Origin of the sequence: Rhodococcus sp. NKCM2511 (assembly GCF_014905595.1) — a bacterium.
Taxonomy (GTDB): Bacteria; Actinomycetota; Actinomycetes; order Mycobacteriales; family Mycobacteriaceae; genus Rhodococcoides; species Rhodococcoides fascians.
Map to the genome: position 1 here is coordinate 446,005 of NZ_BNHJ02000001.1, position 23,990 is coordinate 469,994.

The window sequence follows — 23,990 nt, forward strand, 5'->3', positions numbered from 1 at the left end:
CGACACGGCGCGTCGGTCGTTAGGCGAAGTCGGCATCGGTCAGGAATGCTGGAGGCACCATGAGCGAGTCTGCAGGCCCAACTCCCACGCCGCCGCGATTGTCGGCGAGAAACCCGCTACGTGCGGTGTGGAAAGTGACTCTGCGCACGCTCGGCAAGGCCTGGGACGATTCGATCTTCAGCAAGGCCGCGACCGCCGCCTTCTGGCAGACGCTGTCGCTACCGCCCCTTCTGCTCGGGGTGCTGGGCAGTCTCGGTTTCGTCGGAGGATGGTTCGGCCCCAACACCGTCGACATCATCGAGTCGAAGATCATCACCTTCAGCAACACGCTCTTCAGCAGCAGTGTCGTCGATCAGATCATCGCGCCGACCGTCCGAGACGTACTCGCACAGGGCAGTGGCGAAATCGTCTCGGTCGGCTTTCTGCTCTCGCTGTGGGCGGGCTCGTCGGCGATCTCGACGTTCGTGGACTCCATCGTCGAAGCACACGGACAGGCCGACGCTCGAAATCCCGTCTGGCAGCGGTTCTTCGCGCTGCTCCTGTACGTCGGCTTCCTGATCATCGCGGTGTTCGTGCTTCCGCTCGTCGCACTCGGACCGGTGTACGTCCAGCAGATACTGCCCGATTCGTGGCTGACCGTCGGCAGCGAACTCGTCGACTTCCTGTACTACCCGGCCGTCGGCTTGCTGCTGATCATCGGACTGACCACGTTGTACAAGCTGGCGTTGCACAAGTCACTGCCCTGGCATCGTCTGCTCGGCGGAGCACTGCTGGCCGGGGTGTTCTTCATGATTGCCAGCGCCGTACTCCGCCGGTACCTGACCTGGGTCACCAGCACCGGCTACACCTACGGTGCGCTGGCAACTCCGATCGCGTTTCTGCTCTTCACGTTCTTTCTCGGCTTCGCCGTGGTCCTCGGAGCCGAGTTCAACGCGACGATCCAGGAGTTCTGGCCGGCCAGAGCAACCCGAATGGATCAAATGCGTGAGTGGCTCGCAGCGCAGGCAGCGGCGGACGACAAGCCGTCGGGACCGGTGACCGCGGTAGCGCGGCGTCTGGCCACAGGCCCGATCAAAGTGGTCGGCGATCGGCAGCGATCCGACCGGCCCGAACCGTCTCAGTGACGGTCGGGCCCGGCGGAGTCACCGTCGAACGTGAGCCGTCACTCGCCCTTCTTGAGGCCCTCGTAGACCTTTTTGCAGTCCGGGCACACCGGTGAGCCCGGTTTTGCAGACTTGGTGACCGGAAACACCTCGCCGCACAGCGCTACCACATGGGTACCCATGACGGCGCTTTCGGCGATCTTGTTCTTCTTGACGTAATGGAAGAATTTCGGCCGGTCATCGTCGGTGGTTTCGTCCGGAGCGATGTCGGGACGGTCCTTCGTCTGAGTGCTCATGAACACAGATTAATCCGTCGCCACACTGTGTTCGAACCGGTCGCACAGCTCGTCGTATGCAATCTGTGAGCGGTAGTGCCACAGTGGAGGTATGACGAGAACCCCAGGGTTCGACGGAAGCGCGTACAGCGACTCGCCGGATGGGCCCGTCCTGATCACCGAGGCGCAACAGTCGGTGGAAGAGCAGCACAAAGCGCGTGTCCGCAAGTACATGTTCATCATGTCCTTCCGCATACCGGCCTTGGTGCTCGCTGCACTGGCATACGGAATGTGGATGAACCCATGGATATCCATGGCGATCGTCGGTCTGTCCATTCCGCTCCCATGGATGGCAGTGTTGATCGCGAACGATCGGCCGCCGCGTACCAAGGACGAAATGAGCCGGTACGACTACCGGACCATCGACAGTCCGGCCATCGAATCGAGCAATCACCGCGTGATCGAAGCCGGCGAGGACTGACAGGAAGCCGACAGGCGGTGCGACACTTGCTCGGTGAACGCACAGATTTTTCCGTCCCCACTGGTCGCTGCCGCCGCTGCCCTCCGTGAAGCCTTCGATCGCGCGGGTTACGACGCCGACGGCGTCCTGAGGTTGCTGGGCTCTGACGCCCACGCCGCACTGGGACGCAGCGAACCGGTACCGGTCCGCAATGCGAGCCTCGGCGGCGGAGATCTGGGTGTCTTGGTGCGATTGTTCCTGCTGGTCGACGACTGCCCCGAGGACGAGGTCGCGGCCGCTCTCGCACCGCTGACCGTCTCCGAAGCCATCTCGGCCGGCATTCTCGCTCGTACCGGATCCACGGTGCGCACCCTGCTCGACATCCGGCCCCTCGACGCCGGGCACGGAACCCGGTGGATCGTCTCCGATCCCGACGGCAGCATGCGCGTCGCCGACACGGCCACCGATCATGTGCTCGGCGTCGGCCAGGCGTCGCTGTCGTTGTTGCGCGGTACACCGACCTCGCCAGTGGACACCGTCCTCGACGTCGGGACCGGATGCGGCGTCCAAGCCGTCCACGCGTGCGACTACGCAACGACGGTGACCGCGACCGACATCAGCCCGCGTTCGATGGATCTGGCGGCAGCGACGACGGCCCTCAACGGTCTCGACGTCGAATTGCTGCACGGTTCGTGGTTCGAGCCGGTGGCCGGACGTACGTTCGATCGAATCGTCGCCAATCCCCCGTTCGTCGTGGGACGCGCCGAAGTACTGCACTCGTACCGAGATTCCGGCCTCGACCTCGACGGCGCGAGCGCGTTGATGATCGCCCAGGCACCCGAGCACCTCACCCTCGGTGGGACTGCTGCCATCCTCGCGTCGTGGGTGCACCTCGAGGGCGAGGACTGGCGTACGAGAGTGGCGTCCTGGCTTCCCGCCCACGGCGTCGACGCCTGGGTGGTCGAGCGTGACGTGGCAGACCCCGCTCTGTATGTGGGCACCTGGATGCGCGACGGCGGTTTGGACCCGCGCGACCCCGATGCGGCCGCGGTGGCCCAGTCCTGGCTCGATCATTTCGCCGCCGCGGGTGTCGAGGGCGTCGGTTTCGGGTTCGTCTATCTACGCAAGACGGACTCTCCGACGGATCTGCTCGCCGAGGAGTTGACGCACGGGTTCTCCGACCCGCTCGGGAACGAGTCGCTCGAGTATTTCTCTCGGCTCGAGTGGCTCCGTGACAACGACATTCTCGACTCGGTACTGACTCTCGACCCCAACACCGCGCTCGAACGGGTGTTTCTTCCCGGCGACGAGGGCTGGGCTCCAGTGGCGATCCGTGTCCACCGGGGAAACGGACCACAGTGGCAGCACGACGTCGACGAGCTCGGTGCCGCGCTTCTGGCGGGCCTGCGTCCGGATGGGCTCGCGGTGGGCGAACTGGTCGAGCTGCTCGCCGCCGCGCACGGTGAGGATGCCGACGAACTGGCGGGGCATGCGGTGACGCTGATGCAGGGTCTGGTGCGGCACGGACTCGTGTTGCCGGCTCGCTGAACGGACCTGGGGCTGCGCTGCCGTTCCCGCTGCGAACGTTCTCAGCAACTTCTCAGGACGGACCCGCCGTATTCCCTGGTCAGGCGGGTATCACAAGGATCGGCGTGGGAACTTATCGGAGCGTCCCGAGCGTTGAACCTGTGAGACACCACCGACCAGGAGGCAAGTCATGACCAGCCCCAGCACCACGATTCGTCCGCGGCCCACCGATGCCGATCTGGACGCCCAGAGCCCAGCAGCCGATCTCGTTCGCGTGTACCTCAACGGCATCGGCCGCACCGCGTTGCTGACGGCTGAAGAAGAGGTCGACCTGGCCAAGAGGATCGAGGCGGGTCTGTACGCCAAGCAGGTTCTCGAGAACACGAAACGGTTGAGCGCAGTCAAGAAGCGCAACCTGGCCATCATCGTGCGGGACGGAAGCGCGGCGCGCAGCCATCTGCTCGAAGCAAACCTCCGGTTGGTCGTCTCGCTCGCCAAGCGCTACACCGGTCGCGGAATGCCGTTGCTCGACCTGATCCAGGAGGGCAACCTGGGCCTGATTCGCGCCATGGAAAAGTTCGACTACGCGAAGGGCTTCAAGTTCTCGACCTACGCAACGTGGTGGATCCGTCAGGCCATCACTCGCGGCATGGCAGATCAGAGCCGAACGATTCGGCTCCCTGTCCACCTCGTCGAGCAGGTCAACAAACTCGCCCGGATCAAGCGGGAGCTGCATCAGCAGCTCGGACGCGAGGCAACCGACGAAGAGCTGTCGAGTGAATCGGGCATCGCAGTCGAGAAGATTGCGGATCTGCTCGACCACAGCCGGGATCCGGTCAGCCTCGACATGCCGGTGGGTAGCGACGAGGAAGCGCCGCTGGGTGACTTCATCGAGGACTCGGAAGCCACGTCCGCCGAGAACGCCGTCATCGCCGGGCTGCTGCACAGCGACGTTCGCGTCGTGCTCGGCACCCTCGACGAACGTGAGCAGCAGGTCATTCGTCTGCGCTACGGCTTGGACGACGGCCAGCCGCGCACCCTCGATCAGATCGGCAAGCTCTTCGGACTGTCTCGCGAGCGCGTGCGTCAGATCGAGCGCGAGGTGATGGTCAAGCTTCGCCAGGGTGACCGCGCCGAGAAGTTGCGTTCGTACGCCAGCTGATTCCGGTTCTCCGACCGGTGGAGCGACGGTGACCACTCCCGTTCGCGCCATCCGACGCGGTGGCCGAACCGACGTTCTTTTCCCCTCGGGACGTCGGCTCGGTCGCCGCTTCTCTCGTTTTCGGCGACACAGTCCTCGTCAACGCAATCGTCGGGGACCGAGGTCTGCCTTCGTCGGTTCGGGCCCGATTCGTACTCGCGCATCGGTGATGTATGCGCCGTCGGCGGATGCCAGCACCGGTTCGCAAGAAATCTCACGGATGTCGGGAATGTCCTCGGCCAGCGCAGATATGCGCTGGACGAGGTCGATCAGCGCACTCTTGTTGACCGGCACGGCGTTTCGGTAGCCCGACAGCAGCGGAGCAGCCTTCGGCGCGTCGATCAACTGTGCCGCTTCGTCCTCGGTCAACGGCAGCACACGGTAGGCACGGTCGCCCAACAGATCCGAGATCACTCCGGCCAGACCGAACGAGATGAGCGATCCGAACGACGGGTCGTCCTGAACCCGCACCACGCAGCCGATTCCCTTGACTGCCATGCGCTGGACGTGCAGTAGCGGCTCTCCGGATTCGGCCGCCAGGTTGCGGTATGCCACACGGACTGCCGAGGCGTCGGCGACGTCCAAGCGGACACCGCCCAGATCGGGCCGGTGCCGCCACCGCTTCCCTGTCGCCTTCACGGCAACCGGGTACCCCAGTTCGTCGGCCGCCGCGACGGCCTCGTTCTCGTCGGTGACGGCGCGGAACGCCACGACGTCGAGGCCGTAACAGGCCAACAGTTCGGCAGTCTCGAAATCCGACAGCCAGCGCCCTTGGCCCCCTGCCGAACGCCAATCCCGGACCAGCTGCTTGGCGCGATCGCCGTCGATGCTCTTGGGCCGAACCAGATTCGACACCGGCCGCGAGCGCCAGGACGAATACCGCCACGCGGCGGCGAGTGCCGCCACGGCTCGTTCGGGGCTCGAATACGACGGAACCGAGCCCCGAACCGGGTGCCCGCCGGGCCCGCGTACAGCCAGCACATCCGGGATACCTTCGGTGGCAAGGAAAGTCGACAGCACCGGCTTGTCGGATCCCCGGACCGCATTGCCCAGCGCAGTCGCGAACGGTTCGACCTCGACCGCGACCGGGGGCACGAACACGACGATCACTGCATCGATGTCGGAGGCGGCCAGTGCCGACGAGACGGCCGCGGCAAAATCCTCGGGACCGGCCTGCGGTCCGACGTCGGTCGGGATATCGGCATGCAAGCCTTTGGCGCGAGCGGCGTCGACGGCCAGGACTCCCAGGGCCGTGGAGTTGCCCACGACGGCGACGCGTGGGCCGGCCGGGAGGGGTTGGTTGCCGAACAGTACTGCGCAGTCGAACAGTTCGGAGATGGTGTCGACCTGGATCACTCCGGCTTGGGCGAACAACGCTCGGACGATGGAATCGTCGATGTCGGCACCGATGGCGTGTGCGGGTGGTACGGCTCCGCGGCCGCTCTTGACCGCGATGATCGGCTTGCTGCGCGCTACCCGTCGAGCGATTCGGGTGAATTTGCGGGGATTTCCGAAGCTCTCCAGGTACAGCAGAATCACCTCGGTCGCCGGGTCGGAGTCCCAGTACTGCAACAGGTCGTTACCCGAGACGTCCGCTCGGTTGCCGGCAGAGACGAACGTCGACAGACCCAGTCGGCGATTGGCTGCCTCGTCGAGAATTGCGATGCCGAGTGCGCCGGACTGGCAGAAGAAGCCGACGTTGCCCGGGGTCGGCAGATGCGGTGCCAATGTGGCGTTCAACCCGAACTCAGGGTCGGTGTTCGCGACGCCGAGCGCGTTGGGCCCGATCAATCGCATCCCGTGGGCACGGGCGGCGAGCACCAGCCTGCGTTCGCTCTCCTGCCCCGCTGGCCCGGTCTCGCCGAATCCACCCGACACCACGAGCAGTGCTTTGACACCTTTGTCCAGGCAGTCGTCGAGCACTGCGTCGATGGCATCGGCCGGAACCGCAGCGATAGCAAGGTCGACCGGGTCCGGGATGTCGTGCACGGTGGCGTACGCGCGGACACCGCGCACCGAGCGGTGGTCGGCGTTGACGGGGTACACCGGGCCCGTGAAGTTACCGGCGAGCAGGTTCGCCAGCACCGCGTTGCCCACCTTGGAGCTGTCGGTCGATGCGCCGATGACGGCGACCGATCGAGGGCTGAGTACGTTGCGAACGCTACGGGCCTCGGCCGCGCGCTCGCGAGAGTTCCGCACCGACAGCAACGCCTCGCTCGGATCGATGGCGAATTCCAGCCGTAGAACACCGCCCTCGAAGGAACGGCTCACCTGATATCCGGCCTGCCGGAACACGGTGACCATGTTGCGGTTTTCGGCCAACACCTCGGCGACGAACATGTTGACGCCGTTCTCGGCGGCCGCACCCGCGAGGTGCTCGAGCAGGATGGGTCCGAGTCCGCGGCCCTGGTGGGCGTCGGCGACGACGAATGCAACCTCGGCCGAGTTGCCGTCGCCCTCGGGTAGCCGCTCGTACCGGCCGACCGCGATGATGTCGTCGCCCAGTACTGCAACGAAGGCCACACGGTCGTGATGGTCGACAGTGGTGAAGTTCAGAACGTCCCGCTGCGGCATCGTCGGATAGGGGCCGAAGTACCGAAGGTATCTGGTGCGCTCCGACAGTCGTCCGTGAAAAGCCACGATGGCCTCGGAGTCCGAGGGCACGATGGGCCGCAGGTGCACGACGCCGCCGTCCGACGTCAGAACGTCGGCGACCCAGTGCCGCGGAAATTCTGTTTCCGCGCGCTCTCGTGCCAGTTCCTTGCTGCTCTTCTCGTCTGTCGCGGCGGCCTGTTCGGCGGCCGGGTCGGTACCGGTGGAATCAGTCACGCGGGTCCTCCGGATCGAGTCCGAGCAGCGGAAACACTGCTCGACGAGTGGCGATGATGGCCGAGTCGACGCGTTCGAGTGCCCGGTCGGTGCCGTCCGTTCCGGCCAACGATCCGCCGGGACCGTCCCAGGCGGGATAGTCGACATCCCCACCGTCGCCCATGGTCTGGGGCAGATCCACGCTCGGTGCCATGGTTCTCACTCGCTCGCGCCAGGTGTCGGGTAGGGGTGCCATCGGATCGATGTCGCGGCCGAGGGCAGCGGCGATCAGGTGAGTCCAGGCCCGTGGAACCACCCGAACGAGGCCGTACCCGCCTCCCCCGACGGCCAACCACCGTCCCTCCGAGTAACGGTCCGCAAGGTCGCGCATCGCCAGGAAGGCCGCGTTCTGCCCGTCGACGGTGAGCGCGAGATCTGCAAGCGGATCCTCGCGGTGACTGTCGACGCCGCATTGACTGACGATGATCTGCGGCCGGAACGCTCCGATCGCGCCCGGAACGATCGCATGAAATGCACGGAGCCAGAGCCGATCCGCGGTACCGGGCAGCAGCGGGACGTTGATCGAGGAACCCTCGCCGCGTTCGGTTCCTACCTCCGTCGACCATCCGGTGTTCGGCCACAGTGTTGCCGGGTGCTGATGCAACGAGACCGTCAGAACCCGAGGATCACCGAGAAACGCTGCTTGGACGCCATCGCCGTGGTGTGCGTCGACGTCGATGTAGGCGATGCGATCGAACCCGTTGTCCAGCAACCACGAGATCGCGATGGCGGCGTCGTTGTAGACGCAGAAGCCCGAGGCCCAATCGGCCATCGCGTGGTGCATTCCACCGCCGATGCTCACTGCTCTCCTGGCCCGCCCCGACGCGATCTCCCGCGCGGCCGCCAAGGAGCCGCCGGTCAGCATCGCGCTGGCTTCGTGCATGTGCTCGAACACCGGGTTGTCGTCGGAACCGAGACCGTGGACGACGTCGTCGGGGTCTCGCAGGGCCGGACCCTGCGACGGCGCGCGCTTGACGGCCTCGATGTACGCGCTGGTATGAAACCGCAGCAGCTCCGAGTCCGGTGCCGCCGACGGTTCGACGAGCTCCACGCCCGCCAACACACCGAGATCGGTGGCGAGGGCCATCGTCAGATCTAGCCGCGTCGGGTTCATCGGATGGTCGTCGCTCCACCGGTAACCGAGATAGTCCGCGCTCCACACGACGATGTCCTCGGGACGGTTCGGAATGGATACGGCGGCGCGTGTCGCCTGATCAGACATACGGACAAAACTACGTTGCCGCGTGGGATGGTGTTGCCGGGTTCCGGTGTTGTCTTCGGTACCCGGTTGTGACGCGCCACGGCGAGCGGCTTCCGGGGTTGTGATGCGCCGCGCCCGCCGCCATCGGGTGCAGCGCCGATTCAGAGCCGCTGACGGTAGGATCGAACCCGACGAAGGGGTTGAGTGTGAAGGATCTGGTCGACACCACGGAGATGTACCTCCGGACGATCTACGATTTGGAAGAAGAAGGCGTCATCCCGCTCCGCGCGCGGATCGCCGAGCGGCTGGAGCAGAGTGGTCCCACCGTCAGTCAGACCGTCGCCCGAATGGAGCGCGACGGTCTTCTGTCCGTCGCCGGCGACCGGCATCTGGAGCTGACCGAGAAGGGCCGCAGCCTGGCCGTCGCGGTCATGCGCAAGCACCGTCTCGCGGAGCGTCTGCTCGTCGACATCATCGGACTGCGCTGGGAAGATGTGCACGCCGAGGCGTGCCGTTGGGAACACGTGATGAGCGAGGAGGTCGAGCGCCGGTTGGTCACCGTGCTGAACAACCCGACGACCTCGCCCTACGGTAATCCGATCCCTGGTCTGGCAGAGCTGGGTCTGGGTCAGACGACACTGGCACCGGAGGCTCTCATTCGTCTCACCGACGTACCGCTCGGCGAGCCTACTGCGGTCGTCGTTCGCCGCTTGGCCGAGCACGTTCAGTCCGACCCCGAGGTCATCGCTCAGCTACGCGAGGCGGGCGTGGTTCCCGATGCCCGGGTTACAGTCGAAGCCAAGCCCGGGTCGGTGACGATCACGGTGCCAGGACACAGTGGTGTCGACATATCCGACGAAATGGCGCATGCCGTTCAGGTGAAGAAGGTCTGATCTCTTCCCACGGACGGCCTCTGCCGCGTGTGAGGGAGATCGAACAGTGAAGCTTCTCGTTACCGGTGGTGCAGGGTACGTCGGCAGTGTGTGCGCGGCGGTACTCGACGAACGCGGCCATGAGGTCGTCGTCGTGGACAACCTGTCCACCGGTAATCGGGATGCCGTTCCCGCCGGGGTCACTTTCGTCGAGGGTGACATCAAAGACGTCGCGGCGGAAGTATTGACGGGCGGCGACTTCGATGCAGTTCTGCATTTCGCAGCGCAGTCGTTGGTGGGCGAGTCGGTTGTGTCGCCGGACAAGTACTGGAGTGGGAACGTAGTGACGTCCCTGGCTCTTCTGGACGCGATCCGGTCCTCCGGCACCCCCAAGTTGGTGTTCTCCTCCACCGCGGCCACCTACGGCGAGCCCGAGAAGACTCCCATCACCGAGGACGACCCCACACGTCCCACCAACCCGTACGGTGCGACCAAACTCGCGATCGACCACGCCATCACCTCGTACGCAGCGGCCTACGGTCTCGCCGCTACCAGTCTGAGGTACTTCAATGTGGCCGGCGCATACAAGGGTTTCGGTGAGAACCGCGTCGTCGAGACCCATCTCATCCCCCTCGTATTACAGGTCGCCCTCGGTCAGCGAGAGAAGATCTCGGTGTTCGGCACGGACTGGCCCACTCCCGACGGCACAGCCGTCCGCGATTACATCCACGTCGCCGATCTCGCCGAAGCGCACATCCTCGCCGTCGATGCCGCCCAGCCCGGTCGGCACTCCATCTACAACCTCGGTAGCGGAACGGGATTCTCCGTCGACGAGGTCATCTCGTCGTGCAAGCGCGTCACCGGACTGCCCATTGCCGTCGAACATGCGCCTCGCAGGCTCGGTGATCCGGCCGTGCTGATTGCATCGAGCGCCCGTGCCGTCGAGGAACTGCGCTGGACGCCGGAGTTGACCGATCTCGATCGCATCGTGTCCGATGCGTGGGACTTTCTGCAGCAGCTCGGCGACCGTTCTCACGCGGCTCGCTGAGCAGACTCCAGATCAGCGCCGACCGAACGGGTCGCCCGGTAGCCGAATGCCACAGGCTCGCGCACAGGCGAACCCACTCTCGGCGACTTCGCGAACCAGGGCAGGACTGGCACCGACACTGAGCGACCGGTCCAACAGCGACGCCAAACTGTGGGAGCTGTCTGCCTTCAGGGCCGCATCGATCGCGATTCGGGCCATCGGCCCGTCTCCTCGCACGTAGGCGCTGAACGCAAGAAGTGTTGCTGCTATTGCTCTTTCGCGGTTCGGAACCACACGGACGAGGTGCGCCCAGAATTCCTCGACGACATCTGCATCCTCACCGAGAGTCAATGCCAGCACCGCGTCCCGGACTTGCACATGCCCGATCGCGACGGCGACCCGCGCGAAGTCGGTGGTCTCGAGCTCGGAGTCGTAGGGAGACCGCGCGAGGTAGGACAACACCGCTGTCAGGTGGTCGGTCAGCGACAGTGCACCGCTGCGCCGAAACTTTGCCATCTCGGCGGCGACTGCCTGCACCGTCTCGACCGGGCCGGGTGCGATGAATTCGGCGAGCTCGTCTCTCGAGCGTCGCACCGGATAGCCGTCCAGCACTCTGGCCACCGTCAGCGGCGATGCCGTCGGATCGGCTATACGACCGTGCTGCCGTGGTCCCTGTAGCGACCACCAGTGCGCCGCATCGGCAATGGCCGAGGTTGCGAAGGCGGCTTCGAGCCGCACACCGAACGTCGGGAGGGTGACCTCGAGCTCGTTCACCAGATCCTGAACGTCGAGTGTGTAGTGCGTTCGCTCGTTGCGGTCGAGTCTGTCGTCGACGAACACAGCGATCACCGAGACGATGTTCTCGAATGCGCAGTAGCCCGCCAGGTAGTCGATGACGTCGAGCATGTCCGGCGTGGCGCGAGTGTCGCTACCCGCACGTCGATCGGTGTTTTCGTCGGCCAGCACGAGGTCGTGCCGCATCGTCGGGCCGATGCTGGTGCCGCCGTCCTCGAGCGCGATCAGCACCATCGATCGATGGGGATCGAAGCCGAGCATCGCCGGGATCGCGGCCAACAGTTCGCTCGCGTCACCGATCCGTACGCGGTGTCGACCGGAGAAGGGGTCGTGGGAGTTCGTCGGTGTGTACATGCCTCGAAGTCTTACGAGGCTCCGTGGCGCCTTCCCGGCTCGACCAGGGGCCGAGCAGCACCCTGTGCATGCCGGACTCTCTGTGGATGAAACGGCGTCCACCCGCCTCCGCCGAGCGGACCGTGTCGGTCCGCTCTGCTAGAGAGGCCGCCACTCCGGCGGGAGAACGTCAGCTCTGGTTCACCTTCTGCACCGCGGCCGTGAACAGCTCGTCCAGCGTCATCGCATCGGGTGTGGCGGACCCGAAGGACATGAACGTCGCCGAGATCCGCACGCCGTCGACCTGCGCCATCAGGGTCAACATCGACTGGGTGACGGCATCCCCGCCGGTGCCCGACGAGACGGTCTGTCGGACGGCGAGTGTGTCGTCGGCGTCTATCGGCGGTGCGGGTGTCAGCGTGGACGTGACCGTGGAGGTGGCACCGGACTTGGTTGCGGTCACTTCGCCGCACTGTTCGAGCTGCTCTTTGCGCGCCGAGAGCGGCTGGTCGACAGCGGTCAGTTCGATGGAGATCGTGGATCGACTGTCGTTGTCGGTGCCGACGATCATCGCCGTACCGGTCGGGCCGAAGTCCTGGTCCGCTGGTTTGCACCCCGCCGGGCTGACCTCGGCACCGGCCGGTATTCCGCTGAGATCGGGAGCGGCCTGCGAGATGGCCTGCTGGGGCAAAACCAACGCGTCGTACGGGGCCGGGAAACTCGCCGGGTCGATGAGCAGTGTGTTCAGGTCCGTGCCGGGCTGCGATGCGGTGGTGCCACCGGCAGTGGGCTCGGCTGTTCCGGTGACGGTGGAGCTGCACCCCACCAGCACGAATGCTCCGATCGCCGCCGACGTGGCAGCGATGGTCAGGCGGGTCTGTGCGGCGCGGCTCACGTGAAGTCCTCTTCGAGTTCGTGGGGACGCCGCTGCGAGCGCTTCGGCGTCCCCACCACTGTCTCATTCCACCTACCTCGAACGCGGCAGGCAAGCTACGGCAGTGTCGTCGGTGTCAGTTCCCGCGGGCGATCCATTCTTCGAGGTGCGGGGACTCGTCCCCGATACTCGTTCCGTCTCCGTGCCCGGTGTTGACCCGGGTCTCGGCAGGCAACGCGAACAACCGATCCCGAATCGAGCCGATGATCGTCGGGAAATCCGAATACGACCGCCCCGTCGCCCCGGGCCCACCGGAGAACAACGTGTCCCCCGAGAACAACTGACCCGCCTCGGGCAGATACAGACAACTCGACCCCGGCGAATGACCGGGAGTATGCAACGCCACGATCTCCGTCCCCGCGACGGTGATCCGCTGACCGTCCTCGAGCACCGAATGCCCGATGCCCGGATGCGTCTGCTCCCACAACACATCATCGGCCGGATGCAACAGAATCGGCGCATCCAACTCCCCCGACAACTGCGGCGCAACCGTCACATGATCGTTGTGACCATGCGTACACACGATCGCGCGCACAGCACGACCGGCGACCGCATCGACGATCGGACCGGCCGTATGCGCAGCATCGACGATCACCACCTCGTCGTCGTCACCGACCAACCAGATGTTGTTGTCGACCTCCCACTCGCCACCATCGAGCGCGAACGTCCCCGACGTGACCACCTTCTCGACCCGGAACTGCCCGCTCACAGGACCACCACCGAACGCAGCACCGTGCCCTGATGCATCTTCTCGAACGCCGCCTCGATATCACCGAGACCGATCCGTTCGGTCACGAACTTCTCGAGCGGCAACCGGCCCTGCTCGTACAGATCGACCAACATCGGAAAATCCCGCTCCGGCAGGCAATCGCCGTACCACGACGACTTCAACGACCCACCCCGGGAAAAGAAATCGATCAACGGCATCTCCACCGCCATCTCCGGGGTTGGGACACCGACGAGGACGACGGTCCCGGCGAGATCGCGGGCGTAGAACGCCTGCTTCCACGTTTCCGGGCGGCCGACGGCATCGATGACCACATCCGCCCCGAACCCACCGGTGAGCTCCTGGATGGCCTCGACGGCATCGACCTGCGAGGCATCGACAGTGTGCGTGGCACCGAGATCGAGAGCCCAGTCGAGTTTTTTCTTGTCACGGTCGACGGCGATGATCGTCGACGCCCCCGCCAGGCGGGCCCCGGCGATCGCAGCATCCCCGACACCGCCGCACCCGATCACGGCGACGGAATCCCCGCGCGAGACGTTCCCGGTGTTCATCGCCGCCCCGAGCCCGGCCATCACCCCGCAGCCGAGCAACCCCACCACCGCCGGATCGGAGTCGGGGTCGACTTTGGTGCACTGGCCTTCGTGGACGAGGGTCTTGTCGGCGAACGCACCGATCCCCAACGCAGGGGACAGTTCGGTGCCGTCGGCGAGGGTCATCTTCTTCGACGCATTGTGGGTGTCGAAGCAATACCAGGGGGTGCCCTTCTTGCAGGCTCGGCATTCCCCGCACACCGCACGCCAGTTCAGCACCACGAAGTCGCCGACCTCGACATGAGTGACAGCGTCGCCGATGGTTTCGACGGTGCCTGCGGCTTCGTGGCCGAGCAGGAACGGGAACTCGTCGTTGATGCCGCCCTCGCGGTAATGCAGATCGGTATGACACACCCCGCACGCGGCGATGGTGACCACGACATCGTTCGGGCCGGGATCGGGAATGGTGATCGTCTCGATCGAGACGGGCTCGCCTTTGCTCTTAGCGACGACGGCGCGGACCTGCTGCGGCATGTATTCCTCCACTGAAAATCGTGTGTTGCGTGCTCGGTTCAGCCTCGCACAACGCATCGTCACGTGGCGACATCTGCATTCGTTCGGTGGGACGAGCCGCGGAATTCACACGCTCGTGACCGAGCGGGCACACAGTCTTCTCGTGCGAGCGGTACCTATGAACGATGTCTGCACCCATGGAATACGACCTGGTGGTCATCGGCTCGGGCCCCGGCGGCCAGAAGGCCGCGATCGCGGCCGCGAAACTCGGCAAGCGAGTGGCGATCGTGGAGAAGGGCCACATGCTCGGCGGCGTGTGCGTCAACACCGGAACCATTCCGTCCAAGACACTCCGAGAAGCCGTTCTCTATCTGACGGGGATGAATCAGCGAGAGCTGTACGGCGCGAGCTACCGCGTCAAGGCAGACATCACTCCCGCCGACCTGCTGGCCCGAACCCAGCATGTGATCGGTAAGGAAATCGAGGTGGTGCGCTCGCAACTGCTCCGTAACCGCATCGAGCTGATCACCGGGGTCGGCAAGTTTCTGGATGCACACACCATCGTCGTCGAGGACGAGGCCCGGGGCGAGCGCATCACGGTCTCGGCCGCCAACGTGGTGATCGCCACCGGCACCGCCCCCGCGCGACCCGCCGACGTCGCATTCGACGACTACCGGGTGTTGGACTCCGACGGCATTCTGAACTTGGAGTTCATCCCGGCGTCGATGGTCGTCGTGGGTGCCGGCGTGATCGGCATCGAGTACGCCTCGATGTTCGCCGCCCTGGGCACCAAGGTGACCGTCGTCGAGAAACGCGATTCGATGCTCGACTTCTGCGATCGCGAGATCATCGAATCCCTGCAGTTCCACCTCCGCGATCTCGCGGTGACGTTCCGCTTCGGTGAAGCAGTCACGGCGGTGGACGTCGGGCCGAACGGCACGGTGACGACCCTTGCCAGCGGCAAACGCATCCCGGCGGAGACGGTGATGTACTCGGCGGGTCGCCAGGGGCTGACCACGGCCCTCCAACTCGAGAACGCGGGCCTCGAAGCCGACGCCCGTGGGCGCATCTTCGTCGACGAGCATTTTCAGACCAAGGTGGACCACATCTATGCCGTCGGCGACGTCATCGGGTTTCCGGCGTTGGCGGCGACGTCGATGGATCAGGGCAGGTTGGCGGCGTATCACGCGTTCGGGGAACCGAGCGCGCAGCTCACCGACGTCCAACCGATCGGCATCTACTCCATCCCCGAGGTCTCGTACGTCGGCGCGACCGAGGTCGATCTGACGAAAGGATCCATTCCTTACGAGGTCGGTGTGTCGCGATACCGCGAACTCGCCCGCGGCCAGATCGCCGGGGACTCGTACGGGATGCTCAAGTTGCTCGTCTCCACCGAGGACCGTTCTATTCTCGGCGTGCACATCTTCGGTTCGGGAGCCACGGATCTGGTGCACATCGGTCAGGCCGTCATGGGATGCGGCGGCACCGTCGACTACCTGGTCGATGCGGTCTTCAACTACCCGACGTTGTCCGAGGCGTACAAGGTCGCCGCACTGGACGTCACCAACAAGATCCGAGCCCTGGCAAATTTCGACCGCTGATGCGTCGACGCGGGGACCGAATCGCCGACCGGGAATGAACGACGGTTCCGCGGTTGTTCTGTCGGGTAGTGATTCACCACGATCGACGTCGGCGTGTATGCGGCTCGAGCAGACGGTCCGCGTATTCTGACCCGATGCTCGCGTCGAGGCATCGACGAGTCGATCCGAAAGGGGCCCGGCCATGACCGAACAGTCGAAGATGTACGAGCTGGAATTTCCGGCACCTCAAATTTTCTCCAACGACGGAGTCGGGCCCGTGCTGGTGCACGGGCTGGAAGGTTTCTCCGACGCCGGCCATGCCGTGAAGCTTGCGACGACCCATCTGCGGGAGAGTCTCGAAACCGAGCTGGTGGCCTCCTTCGATGTCGACGAGTTGATCGATTACCGGTCCCGTCGGCCGACCATGACGTTCAAGTCCGATCACTTCTCGGATTACGACGCTCCCGAGCTCAACTTGTATGCCGTCAAGGACAACGTGGGGACCCCCTTCCTTCTTCTGGCAGGCATGGAGCCCGATCTGCGATGGGAGAAGTTCACGACGGCAGTGCGACTGCTTGCCGAGCAGCTCGGAGTGCGGCGCACGATCGGTCTCGGCTCCATTCCGATGGCCATTCCGCACACCCGCCCGCTGGGCGTCACCGCGCACGCGAGCGACAGGGCGTTGGTCAAGGAAGGCAACAGCTGGGCGGGCGAGCTGCAGGTGCCCGGTAGTGCATCGTCCTTGCTCGAACTACGGATGGCACAGCACGGCCACGAGTCGATGGGCTTCTCGGTACACGTCCCGCATTATCTGGCGCAGACGGACTACCCGGGGGCTGCGGAAACGCTGCTCGAGAACGTCGGTGAGGCCGCCGACCTCGATCTACCGTTGGCAGCGTTGGGCGAGGCCGCGGCTCGCGTCCGGGAGCAGGTCAACGAGCACATCACCGGAAACGAGGAAGTGCAGTCGGTCGTACAGGCACTCGAGCGCCAGTACGACACGTATGTCGCCGCGCAGGAACAACAGTCCACGCTGTTGGCCAGTGACGAGCCGCTCCCCAGCGGCGACGAGCTGGGTGCCGAGTTCGAGCGGTTCCTGGCCGAGCAGGCCGGCCTCGACGACGGAGACGGGCAAGCACCCCGGTAGTTGTGGAGCTGGTCACAGCGAAATCAGTGGGATCCAGTCATATGCGACAGCCCCGGCGGATCGCAACATACCTGTAACCCGCAATACGCCCGATGCTCTGCCCCGAGCGCGATCTCGTGCGAGAGTCGTAGCAACACACAACCGTCGTCTGTGTTGCTGCGCTCTCGGGAGCAGCGACGCCGTACTGCGCCGTACGTCGGCGCACCAGGGAATCAGGAGGCGCGAATGTCCACTACTCCGCGCAGTCGTAAGCTCCGGCCGGTTCCCGACGAGGAACCGCGGCTGATCTTTCGGACCATTCACGGCTATCGGCGGGCCTTTCGCATGGCCGGTGAGGGCCCTGTACTGCTGCTGATCCACGGGATCGGTGACAATTCCGAGACGTGGAACGAGGTCATCCCGCACCTCGCCAAAAGCTACACGGTGATCGCACCCGATCTCCTGGGCCACGGCCGCTCCGACAAACCTCGGGCCGACTATTCCGTTGCCGCGTACGCCAACGGTATGCGCGATCTGTTGTCCGTCCTGGGCATCGAGCACGTCACCGTGGTAGGCCATTCGCTCGGCGGCGGGGTGGCGATGCAGTTCGCCTATCAGTTCCCGCACATGGTCGATCGCCTCGCGTTGGTGTCCTCGGGCGGTGTGACCAAGGACGTGCACCCCCTTCTGCGACTGGCGTCGATGCCGTTCCTGTCCGAGGCGGTGAAGCTGCTGCGCTTGCCGGGCGCGATACCGGCGGTCAAGCTGGCCGGCGGCCTGTTGAGCAAACTGCACAGCTCCCCACTGCGACCGGGGTCGATGCTGCACGACACCCCCGATCTGATCCGAGTGCTGAGCGAACTGCCTGCACCGACGACATACGAGGCCTACCTACGGACGTTGCGTGCCGTGGTGGACTGGCGTGGCCAGGTGGTCACGATGCTGGACCGCTGTTATCTCACCGAGAATCTGCCGGTGCTGCTGGTGTGGGGTGAGCAGGACTCGGTGATCCCGGTGGCGCACGCCCGGCTGGCTCATTCCGCCATGCCCGGTTCGAAGCTGGAAGTGTTCGACAATTCCGGACACTTCCCGTTTCGCGACGATCCGATGCGCTTCCTTCAGGTCCTCGAGGACTTCATCGACTCGACTCCCTCGCTCAGTTTCGACGAGGTGCGCTGGCGCAACCTGCTCATCACCGGCGTCGGCGAGGACATGATCAGCGGCAGCTCGAGCACCAGGATGGCCGTGCTCGGGGCCATGGGGTCCGACGAGCGAAGCGCGACCTGACGCTCCCGTCGCAGGCGTTCGGTGTCGATTCGGGAACCGCCGTCACCGACACATAGCCTGTAGAGGTGCTCCTCACCGAACTGATACCCGACGTTTCCGCCGCCACCTCCGACGGCGTGGACCCGGACGTCCTGTTCGATACGTTCACCACCTGGGCTTCGGACCGGGGCCTGACGCTGTATCCCGCGCAGGAAGAGGCGCTGATCGAGCTGGTGTCGGGATCCAACGTCATCCTGGCCACGCCGACCGGTTCCGGAAAGTCCATGGTCGCCATCGGTGCCCACTTCGCGGCCATGGCCGCAGGCATTCGCAGTTTCTACACCGCGCCGATCAAGGCTCTCGTCAGCGAGAAGTTCTTTGCCCTGTGCGAGATCTTCGGAGCGCAGAACGTCGGCATGATGACCGGCGACGCGTCGGTCAATTCCGGTGCGCCGATCATCTGCGCCACTGCCGAGATCGTCGCGAACCTGGCCCTGCGGCAGGGCGCCGACTCCGACATCGGCCAAGTGATCATGGACGAGTTCCACTACTACTCCGAGCCGGACCGGGGGTGGGCCTGGCAGGTACCTCTGATCGAACTGCCGAACGCCCAGTTCTTGCTCATGTCGGCGACGTTGGGCGACGTCTCGTTCTTCCGCGACGATCTGACCCGACGTACCGGCCGCACGACCACCGTCGTCTCCGGTACCGAGCGGCCTGTCCCGTTGATGTTCTCGTATGTCACCACCCCGATCGGCGAAACGATCGAGGAGCTGGTGCAGACGCACCTGGCACCGGTGTACGTCGTGCACTTCACCCAGGCAGCGGCACTCGAACGCGCTCAGGCCCTGACGAGCATCAATGTCGCGTCCAAGCAAGAGAAGGCCGCGATAGCCGAGGCCATCGGCGATTTCCGCTTCACCACCGGCTTCGGGTCGACGCTGTCCAGACTGGTTCGTCACGGTATCGGGGTGCATCACGCCGGCATGCTTCCCAAGTACCGCAGGCTGGTGGAGAAACTGGCGCAGGACGGTCTGTTGAAGGTGATCTGCGGTACCGACACGTTGGGCGTGGGCATCAACGTTCCCATCCGGACCGTGCTGTTCACCGGACTCACCAAATACGACGGCATCAGAACACGCAAGCTTCGGGCGCGTGAGTTCCATCAGATCGCGGGACGCGCGGGCCGCGCGGGGTACGACACCCTCGGCACCGTCGTGGTCGAGGCACCCGAGCACGACATCGAGAATGCTCGGCTCGTGGCCAAAGCCGGTGACGACCCGAAGAAGCTCAAGCGTGTACAGCGCAAGAAGGCACCCGACGGCTTCGTCTCGTGGGGCGAGCCGACGTTCGAGCGCATCATCGCGGCGAGCCCGGAGCCGTTGACGTCCCGGTTCTCGGTCAGCAATGCGATGTTGCTCAATGTCATTGCGCGGCCGGGCAATTGCTTCCACGCGATGCGTCATCTGCTCGAGGACAACCACGAGACCCGGCCGGCTCAGCGCAAGCACATCCTGCGTGCGCTGTCGCTGTACCGCGGCCTGGTGGAGGCCGGAATCGTCGAACAGTTGGCCGAGCCGGACGCGGACGGGCGCCATGCCAGGCTGACGGTGGACTTGCAGCCGGACTTCGCGCTCAATCAGCCGTTGTCGACGTTCGCGGTGGCCTCGTTCGAGTTGCTCGACGTCGACTCCCCCACCCACGCGCTCGACGTGGTGTCGATCATCGAGTCGACGCTCGACGATCCTCGGCAGGTGTTGATGGCGCAACAACATGCCGCACGCGGCGAAGCGGTGGCACAGATGAAGGCCGACGGCATCGAGTACGACGAGCGGATGGAACTCCTCGAAGAGGTCACCTGGCCGAAACCCCTTGCCGAGCTGCTCGTTCCGGCCTTCGAGATCTACCGCGGGTCTCACCCGTGGCTCTCCGAGGTGGGTCTGTCGCCCAAGTCCGTCGTCCGTGACATGGTCGAGCGCGCGATGACCTTCGCGGAGCTGATCAGTCACTACGGCCTCATGCGCTCGGAGGGCCTGGTACTGCGCTATCTTGCCGACGCGTACCGAACTCTGCGCCAGACGGTTCCGCCGGAATCTCGGACCGAGGAAGTGCAGGACATCACCGAGTGGCTGGGCGAGCTGGTTCGGCAAGTCGATTCCAGCCTGCTCGACGAGTGGGAGAACCTGACCGATCCCGGTGCCGAACCGGAAGCCCTGGTCGAGGCGTACGGGTCCGATGCGCCGCGTCCGATCTCGGCGAATCCACGGGCTTTCCGAATCCTGGCCCGTAACGCGATCTTTCGAAGGGTCGATCTGGCGGCGCGTCGTCAGTGGAACGCGCTCGACGACCTGGACGACGGGCCGGACTGGGAGGAGGAATTGGAGCCGTTCTTCGCCGAGTACGGGTTCATCGGCACCGGCCCCTCGGCTCGCGGACCGGCGCTGTTCACCCTGAACGTCGGTGCGGAATCCACCACGGTCCGCCAGGTACTCGAAGATCCGGACGGCGACCACGGCTGGTCCCTCGATGCTGTCATCGACCTCGCCGAATCCGACGCGGCCGGAGAAATCGTGTTCGACGAGATCGTCGTCACGCCCGGCTGATGCGTGCGCCTCGCACGCGAGAAAGCCTGCGAGCGTGGCGAAGTCGGTTATGGCCGACCCGTTCCACGCACTTCGGATCCGAATTGCGTTGCGCGGCAACGGTCAGGGTGCGTCCGCCGAGTACACGACCGGACGGTACGACGGGGACGAAATGCTCCGTGTACACGGTTGGTTGGGCAGGTACCTAGTTTTCGACGGCCCGATACGGTGCCGAGACCAATTGCGTTGCTGCCGTTACGAAGTGGCGGTACTGTGCGGATCGCGGACAAGACTGCGTCGGCCGACAGGGTCGATCGGGCACGCCTGTCGGTCCAGTGCCACTCATCACGTTTACCTTTCGGCCCATTTTTGGCACACTCGTCCAGGTCGGTCGAGCTCGTGCGGCTGCACAATCGCCACCGAGCCGAACCGCTTCCCGACGGAACCGACGCGATCATTTCGACACGAGGAGACCACATGGCACTGTTGACAATCGGCGACCAGTTCCCCGCATACAATCTCACCGCCGTCATCGGCGGCGACCTGTCCAAGGTGAACGCGCAGCAGCCCGACGACTACTTCACCACCGTCACCAGCGACGACCACGCCGGAAAGTGGCGCATCGTCTTCTTCTGGCCCAAGGACTTCACGTTCGTGTGCCCCACCGAGATCGCAGCATTCGGCAAGCTCAACGACGAGTTCGAAGATCGTGACGCGCAGGTCCTCGGTGCCTCCGTCGACAACGAATTCGTGCACTTCCAGTGGCGCGCGCAGCACGACGAGCTCAAGACGCTCCACTTCCCTATGCTCTCGGATCTCAAGCGCGAATTGGCCGCTGCCACCGGTGTTCTCAATGCCGACGGCGTCGCCGACCGGGCCACCTTCATCGTGGACCCGCACAACGAGATCCAGTTCGTCTCGGTCACCGCCGGATCGGTCGGTCGCAATGTGGACGAGGTTCTTCGAGTACTGGACGCACTGCAGTCTGATGAGCTGTGCGCCTGCAACTGGAAGAAGGGCGATCCCACCATCGACGCCGGCGAACTACTGACGGCGAGCGTCTGACATGTCGATCGACAATTTGAAGAACGCCGTCCCCGAATACGCGAAGGACCTCAAGCTCAACCTCGGTTCGATCGTGCGGTCCACCGTGCTCAGCGAGCAACAGCTCTGGGGCACACTGCTTTCGGTGGCCGCCGCGTCGAAGTCCTCGACCACGTTGAAAGAGATCGCCGAGGACGCCGCCGACTCGTTGTCGGCCGAGGCGTACAACGCCGCTCTGGGTGCCGCGTCGATCATGGGTATGAACAACGTCTTCTACCGCACCAAGGGCTACCTGGACGGAAAGTACGACGATCTACGCGCCGGCTTGCGTATGAACATCATCGGCAACCCTGGCGTCGAGAAGGCCGATTTCGAGCTGTGGTCGCTCGCGGTCTCGGCCGTCAACGGATGCAACCACTGCCTCGAGGCGCACGAGAAGACTCTGCGCGCCGAGGGCGTCGACCGCGAGAAGATCTTCGAGGCAATTCGCGCCGCATCGATCGTCGCGGGTGTCGCGCAGGCCGTCGAGGCCGGCCGCGTACTCGACGGTGCCTCCGTCTGAGGTTCCGCTGAACAGGTCGACACGGGGATCCGCTGCGGCGGGTCCCCGTTCGTCGTCGATCGAGACGCCTCGACGACGTATTGGTAACGTCCCCGCATGGCTATCGAAGTGTCCGTCGTCCGAGTGTTCACCGATGCCGACGGCAGGTTCGGTAATCCACTGGGCATCGTTGACGCACAGGCTGTAGGCGAGAGCGACAGGCAGGATGTTGCTAGGCAGTTGGGTTTCAGCGAGACGGTGTTCGTCGATCGCTCGTCACCTGGTACCGCGTCGGCAACGATCTACACCCCGGCGACGCAGCTCCCGTTCGCCGGACATCCGACGGTCGGATTGTCCTGGTGGCTTCGCAACAACGGACACTCGGTGCAGACGCTCACCGTCCCCGCTGCCACGCTCGACATCCGCTACGACGGCGAGCTCACCTGGGTGCGTGCACGCGCCGAGTGGACTCCGCAGTTCACGTTTCATCAGGTCCACGACGCAGCCGGGGTGGCAGCGGCAGATCCGAACACCTACGACAGTGGCCACCACTACATCTGGGCCTGGACCGACGAGCAGCGCGCCGAACTGCGCTCGCGCATGTTCGCGCCGATGATGGGAATCGCCGAGGACGAGGCAACAGGTGCTGCCGCCGTCCGGCTCACTGCCGAGCTCGGTCGGGGCCTGAACATCGTCCAGGGTGCGGGGTCTGCGCTGTGGACCACCGTCGACGAGGATGGGTGGGTGGAGCTCGGGGGCCGAAGCGTCGACGACGACTCGATCACGGTGTGACGGGCACGTCCACTTCGATTTCCTCACCCAGACGCACCCCTTCCGCCAGTGGCAGACGGTCGCCGCTCCAGAACTTTCCTGGATCGAACCAGTTGGCTTTCTTGTTTCCCGTCAACAGACCCATCGAGTCGTAGGTCAACGCAACAACTTCGGCGCAGTACGCGGTTTCGAGCGCAGCGCTCTCCTGCGCGTTCTTCCGGAGCGCCGGCACGCGTCCACGGAACCACCGACCGGCGAGCGCCGCGGTGGTCGGAAAAGCCGTTCCGTCCATCCGCGCGATGGTGCGAAGCAGCGCGTCTTCCTGCTCCTTCGTCACGGCCGGAGTGGAGCCTGGGGAACGACCGGCGTATCCGTCCAATTGCCGCAGCCAACAACGCTGTTGATACCGCTGGGCCCAGTGCGTGACGGCAGCGCGTAGGTCGTGCAGCTGCACTCCACGCTGGAAGTTTCCGGTCCACATGTCCTGCAACGACTTTCCGAGCTCTGCGTGCCACATCAGCGGCGGGAGGTCGTCCAGAACGACGGCCATACCGACGTGATTGACCGGGCTGTTCGTCAGAGCCTGAATTGCGCGGTCCGCCGAAGAATGGCCACGGAAGATCCAGATGTCGCCGGTTCTGGTGGCATCCACAGCGGTATCGAGGCTGATTCGCGACGGATTCATGGACCAACCCTAGATCTCGTGGCGGTACG

At 64.8% G+C, this 23,990-nt stretch carries 21 protein-coding genes; 13 read left to right on the forward strand and 8 right to left on the reverse strand.

Features of this window, described 5'->3' with window-relative positions:
* Positions 1 to 59: 59 nt before the first annotated feature.
* Positions 60 to 1,124: a YihY/virulence factor BrkB family protein gene (locus JLZ96_RS01890; RefSeq protein WP_236253807.1), complete on the forward strand. Its 1,065-nt coding sequence runs from the start codon at positions 60 to 62 to the stop codon at positions 1,122 to 1,124.
* A 38-nt stretch (positions 1,125 to 1,162) separates the two neighbouring features.
* On the opposite strand, the gene JLZ96_RS01895 is transcribed toward JLZ96_RS01890, so the two are convergent.
* Positions 1,163 to 1,399: a DUF3039 domain-containing protein gene (locus tag JLZ96_RS01895; RefSeq protein WP_027496881.1), complete on the reverse strand. Its 237-nt coding sequence runs from the start codon at positions 1,397 to 1,399 to the stop codon at positions 1,163 to 1,165.
* Between the two features lie 91 nt (positions 1,400 to 1,490).
* Here JLZ96_RS01895 and JLZ96_RS01900 point away from each other — a divergent pair, with 91 nt between their 5' ends.
* The 3 genes from JLZ96_RS01900 to JLZ96_RS01910 all read left to right on the forward strand — a co-directional run bounded on the left by JLZ96_RS01900 (position 1,491) and on the right by JLZ96_RS01910 (position 4,527).
* Positions 1,491 to 1,859, forward strand: a complete 369-nt coding sequence (locus tag JLZ96_RS01900) for a DUF3099 domain-containing protein (protein ID WP_027496880.1) — start codon at positions 1,491 to 1,493, stop codon at positions 1,857 to 1,859.
* A 45-nt stretch (positions 1,860 to 1,904) separates the two neighbouring features.
* Positions 1,905 to 3,386, forward strand: coding sequence for a class I SAM-dependent methyltransferase (locus JLZ96_RS01905; RefSeq protein ID WP_094621945.1), 1,482 nt, complete (start codon positions 1,905 to 1,907; stop codon positions 3,384 to 3,386).
* Positions 3,387 to 3,555: 169 nt separating this feature from the next.
* Positions 3,556 to 4,527, forward strand: a complete 972-nt coding sequence (locus JLZ96_RS01910; protein WP_027496878.1) for a sigma-70 family RNA polymerase sigma factor — start codon at positions 3,556 to 3,558, stop codon at positions 4,525 to 4,527.
* 138 nt (positions 4,528 to 4,665) lie between these two features.
* Here JLZ96_RS01910 and JLZ96_RS01915 read toward each other — a convergent pair whose 3' ends face one another.
* Together JLZ96_RS01915 and JLZ96_RS01920 are read right to left on the reverse strand one after the other, a co-directional pair.
* On the reverse strand, positions 4,666 to 7,323 hold the full coding sequence (locus JLZ96_RS01915) for a bifunctional GNAT family N-acetyltransferase/acetate--CoA ligase family protein (protein WP_032365092.1): 2,658 nt from the start codon (positions 7,321 to 7,323) through the stop codon (positions 4,666 to 4,668).
* A gap of 64 nt (positions 7,324 to 7,387) precedes the next feature.
* Positions 7,388 to 8,656: an acetoin utilization protein AcuC gene (locus JLZ96_RS01920; RefSeq protein ID WP_052054723.1), complete on the reverse strand. Its 1,269-nt coding sequence runs from the start codon at positions 8,654 to 8,656 to the stop codon at positions 7,388 to 7,390.
* Positions 8,657 to 8,841: 185 nt separating this feature from the next.
* Here JLZ96_RS01920 and JLZ96_RS01925 point away from each other — a divergent pair, with 185 nt between their 5' ends.
* A complete protein-coding gene (locus tag JLZ96_RS01925; protein WP_027496875.1) occupies positions 8,842 to 9,528 on the forward strand; it encodes a metal-dependent transcriptional regulator in 687 nt (228 codons plus the stop codon).
* Between the two features lie 46 nt (positions 9,529 to 9,574).
* Positions 9,575 to 10,555: a UDP-glucose 4-epimerase GalE gene (gene galE / locus JLZ96_RS01930; protein WP_201009404.1), complete on the forward strand. Its 981-nt coding sequence runs from the start codon at positions 9,575 to 9,577 to the stop codon at positions 10,553 to 10,555.
* Positions 10,556 to 10,567: 12 nt separating this feature from the next.
* Here the strand turns inward: galE and JLZ96_RS01935 are convergent, their stop codons facing one another.
* The 4 genes from JLZ96_RS01935 to JLZ96_RS01950 form a co-directional block, all read right to left on the reverse strand.
* A complete protein-coding gene (locus tag JLZ96_RS01935; protein ID WP_201009405.1) occupies positions 10,568 to 11,683 on the reverse strand; it encodes a DUF4192 domain-containing protein in 1,116 nt (371 codons plus the stop codon).
* 169 nt (positions 11,684 to 11,852) lie between these two features.
* Complete coding sequence (locus tag JLZ96_RS01940) at positions 11,853 to 12,527, reverse strand: DUF5642 family protein (RefSeq protein WP_371129016.1); 675 nt, start codon at positions 12,525 to 12,527, stop codon at positions 11,853 to 11,855.
* A gap of 145 nt (positions 12,528 to 12,672) precedes the next feature.
* Positions 12,673 to 13,305: an MBL fold metallo-hydrolase gene (locus JLZ96_RS01945; RefSeq protein WP_045841624.1), complete on the reverse strand. Its 633-nt coding sequence runs from the start codon at positions 13,303 to 13,305 to the stop codon at positions 12,673 to 12,675.
* Complete coding sequence (locus JLZ96_RS01950; protein ID WP_201009406.1) at positions 13,302 to 14,387, reverse strand: S-(hydroxymethyl)mycothiol dehydrogenase; 1,086 nt, start codon at positions 14,385 to 14,387, stop codon at positions 13,302 to 13,304. The genes JLZ96_RS01945 and JLZ96_RS01950 overlap by 4 nt, the downstream gene beginning before the upstream one ends.
* Before the next feature lie 164 nt (positions 14,388 to 14,551).
* On the opposite strand from JLZ96_RS01950, the gene sthA reads away from it, so the two are divergent.
* The 7 genes from sthA to JLZ96_RS01985 all read left to right on the forward strand — a co-directional run bounded on the left by sthA (position 14,552) and on the right by JLZ96_RS01985 (position 23,297).
* The gene (gene sthA / locus JLZ96_RS01955) at positions 14,552 to 15,967 is read left to right on the forward strand and encodes a Si-specific NAD(P)(+) transhydrogenase (protein WP_094652933.1); all 1,416 of its coding nucleotides are present in this window, start codon (positions 14,552 to 14,554) and stop codon (positions 15,965 to 15,967) included.
* 181 nt (positions 15,968 to 16,148) lie between these two features.
* On the forward strand, positions 16,149 to 17,093 hold the full coding sequence (locus tag JLZ96_RS01960; protein WP_201009407.1) for a proteasome assembly chaperone family protein: 945 nt from the start codon (positions 16,149 to 16,151) through the stop codon (positions 17,091 to 17,093).
* Between the two features lie 225 nt (positions 17,094 to 17,318).
* Positions 17,319 to 18,359, forward strand: a complete 1,041-nt coding sequence (locus JLZ96_RS01965; protein ID WP_027496867.1) for an alpha/beta fold hydrolase — start codon at positions 17,319 to 17,321, stop codon at positions 18,357 to 18,359.
* 65 nt (positions 18,360 to 18,424) lie between these two features.
* Entirely contained in the window at positions 18,425 to 20,941 is a 2,517-nt protein-coding gene (locus JLZ96_RS01970) for an RNA helicase (protein ID WP_201009408.1), read from the forward strand.
* Between the two features lie 456 nt (positions 20,942 to 21,397).
* On the forward strand, positions 21,398 to 21,985 hold the full coding sequence (locus tag JLZ96_RS01975) for a peroxiredoxin (protein WP_201009409.1): 588 nt from the start codon (positions 21,398 to 21,400) through the stop codon (positions 21,983 to 21,985).
* A 1-nt stretch (position 21,986) separates the two neighbouring features.
* Complete coding sequence (locus tag JLZ96_RS01980) at positions 21,987 to 22,526, forward strand: carboxymuconolactone decarboxylase family protein (RefSeq protein ID WP_032372559.1); 540 nt, start codon at positions 21,987 to 21,989, stop codon at positions 22,524 to 22,526.
* A 96-nt stretch (positions 22,527 to 22,622) separates the two neighbouring features.
* Positions 22,623 to 23,297 (forward strand): PhzF family phenazine biosynthesis protein, encoded by a 675-nt coding sequence (locus JLZ96_RS01985; protein WP_201009410.1) that lies wholly within the window; start codon positions 22,623 to 22,625, stop codon positions 23,295 to 23,297.
* Here JLZ96_RS01985 and JLZ96_RS01990 read toward each other — a convergent pair.
* A complete protein-coding gene (locus JLZ96_RS01990; RefSeq protein ID WP_201009411.1) occupies positions 23,287 to 23,961 on the reverse strand; it encodes a hypothetical protein in 675 nt (224 codons plus the stop codon). The genes JLZ96_RS01985 and JLZ96_RS01990 overlap by 11 nt on opposite strands.
* Between the last annotated feature and the right edge of the window lie 29 nt (positions 23,962 to 23,990).

Coding starts and splice junctions, on each gene's coding strand:
- JLZ96_RS01890 (WP_236253807.1), top strand. CDS start 60: ATGAGCGAGTCTGCAGGCCCAACTCCCACGCCGCCGCGATTGTCGGCG.
- JLZ96_RS01895 (WP_027496881.1), bottom strand. CDS start 1,399: ATGAGCACTCAGACGAAGGACCGTCCCGACATCGCTCCGGACGAAACC.
- JLZ96_RS01900 (WP_027496880.1), top strand. CDS start 1,491: ATGACGAGAACCCCAGGGTTCGACGGAAGCGCGTACAGCGACTCGCCG.
- JLZ96_RS01910 (WP_027496878.1), top strand. CDS start 3,556: ATGACCAGCCCCAGCACCACGATTCGTCCGCGGCCCACCGATGCCGAT.
- JLZ96_RS01920 (WP_052054723.1), bottom strand. CDS start 8,656: ATGTCTGATCAGGCGACACGCGCCGCCGTATCCATTCCGAACCGTCCC.
- JLZ96_RS01935 (WP_201009405.1), bottom strand. CDS start 11,683: ATGTACACACCGACGAACTCCCACGACCCCTTCTCCGGTCGACACCGC.
- JLZ96_RS01950 (WP_201009406.1), bottom strand. CDS start 14,387: ATGCCGCAGCAGGTCCGCGCCGTCGTCGCTAAGAGCAAAGGCGAGCCC.
- sthA (WP_094652933.1), top strand. CDS start 14,552: ATGTCTGCACCCATGGAATACGACCTGGTGGTCATCGGCTCGGGCCCC.
- JLZ96_RS01960 (WP_201009407.1), top strand. CDS start 16,149: ATGACCGAACAGTCGAAGATGTACGAGCTGGAATTTCCGGCACCTCAA.
- JLZ96_RS01965 (WP_027496867.1), top strand. CDS start 17,319: ATGTCCACTACTCCGCGCAGTCGTAAGCTCCGGCCGGTTCCCGACGAG.
- JLZ96_RS01975 (WP_201009409.1), top strand. CDS start 21,398: ATGGCACTGTTGACAATCGGCGACCAGTTCCCCGCATACAATCTCACC.
- JLZ96_RS01980 (WP_032372559.1), top strand. CDS start 21,987: ATGTCGATCGACAATTTGAAGAACGCCGTCCCCGAATACGCGAAGGAC.
- JLZ96_RS01985 (WP_201009410.1), top strand. CDS start 22,623: ATGGCTATCGAAGTGTCCGTCGTCCGAGTGTTCACCGATGCCGACGGC.
- JLZ96_RS01990 (WP_201009411.1), bottom strand. CDS start 23,961: ATGAATCCGTCGCGAATCAGCCTCGATACCGCTGTGGATGCCACCAGA.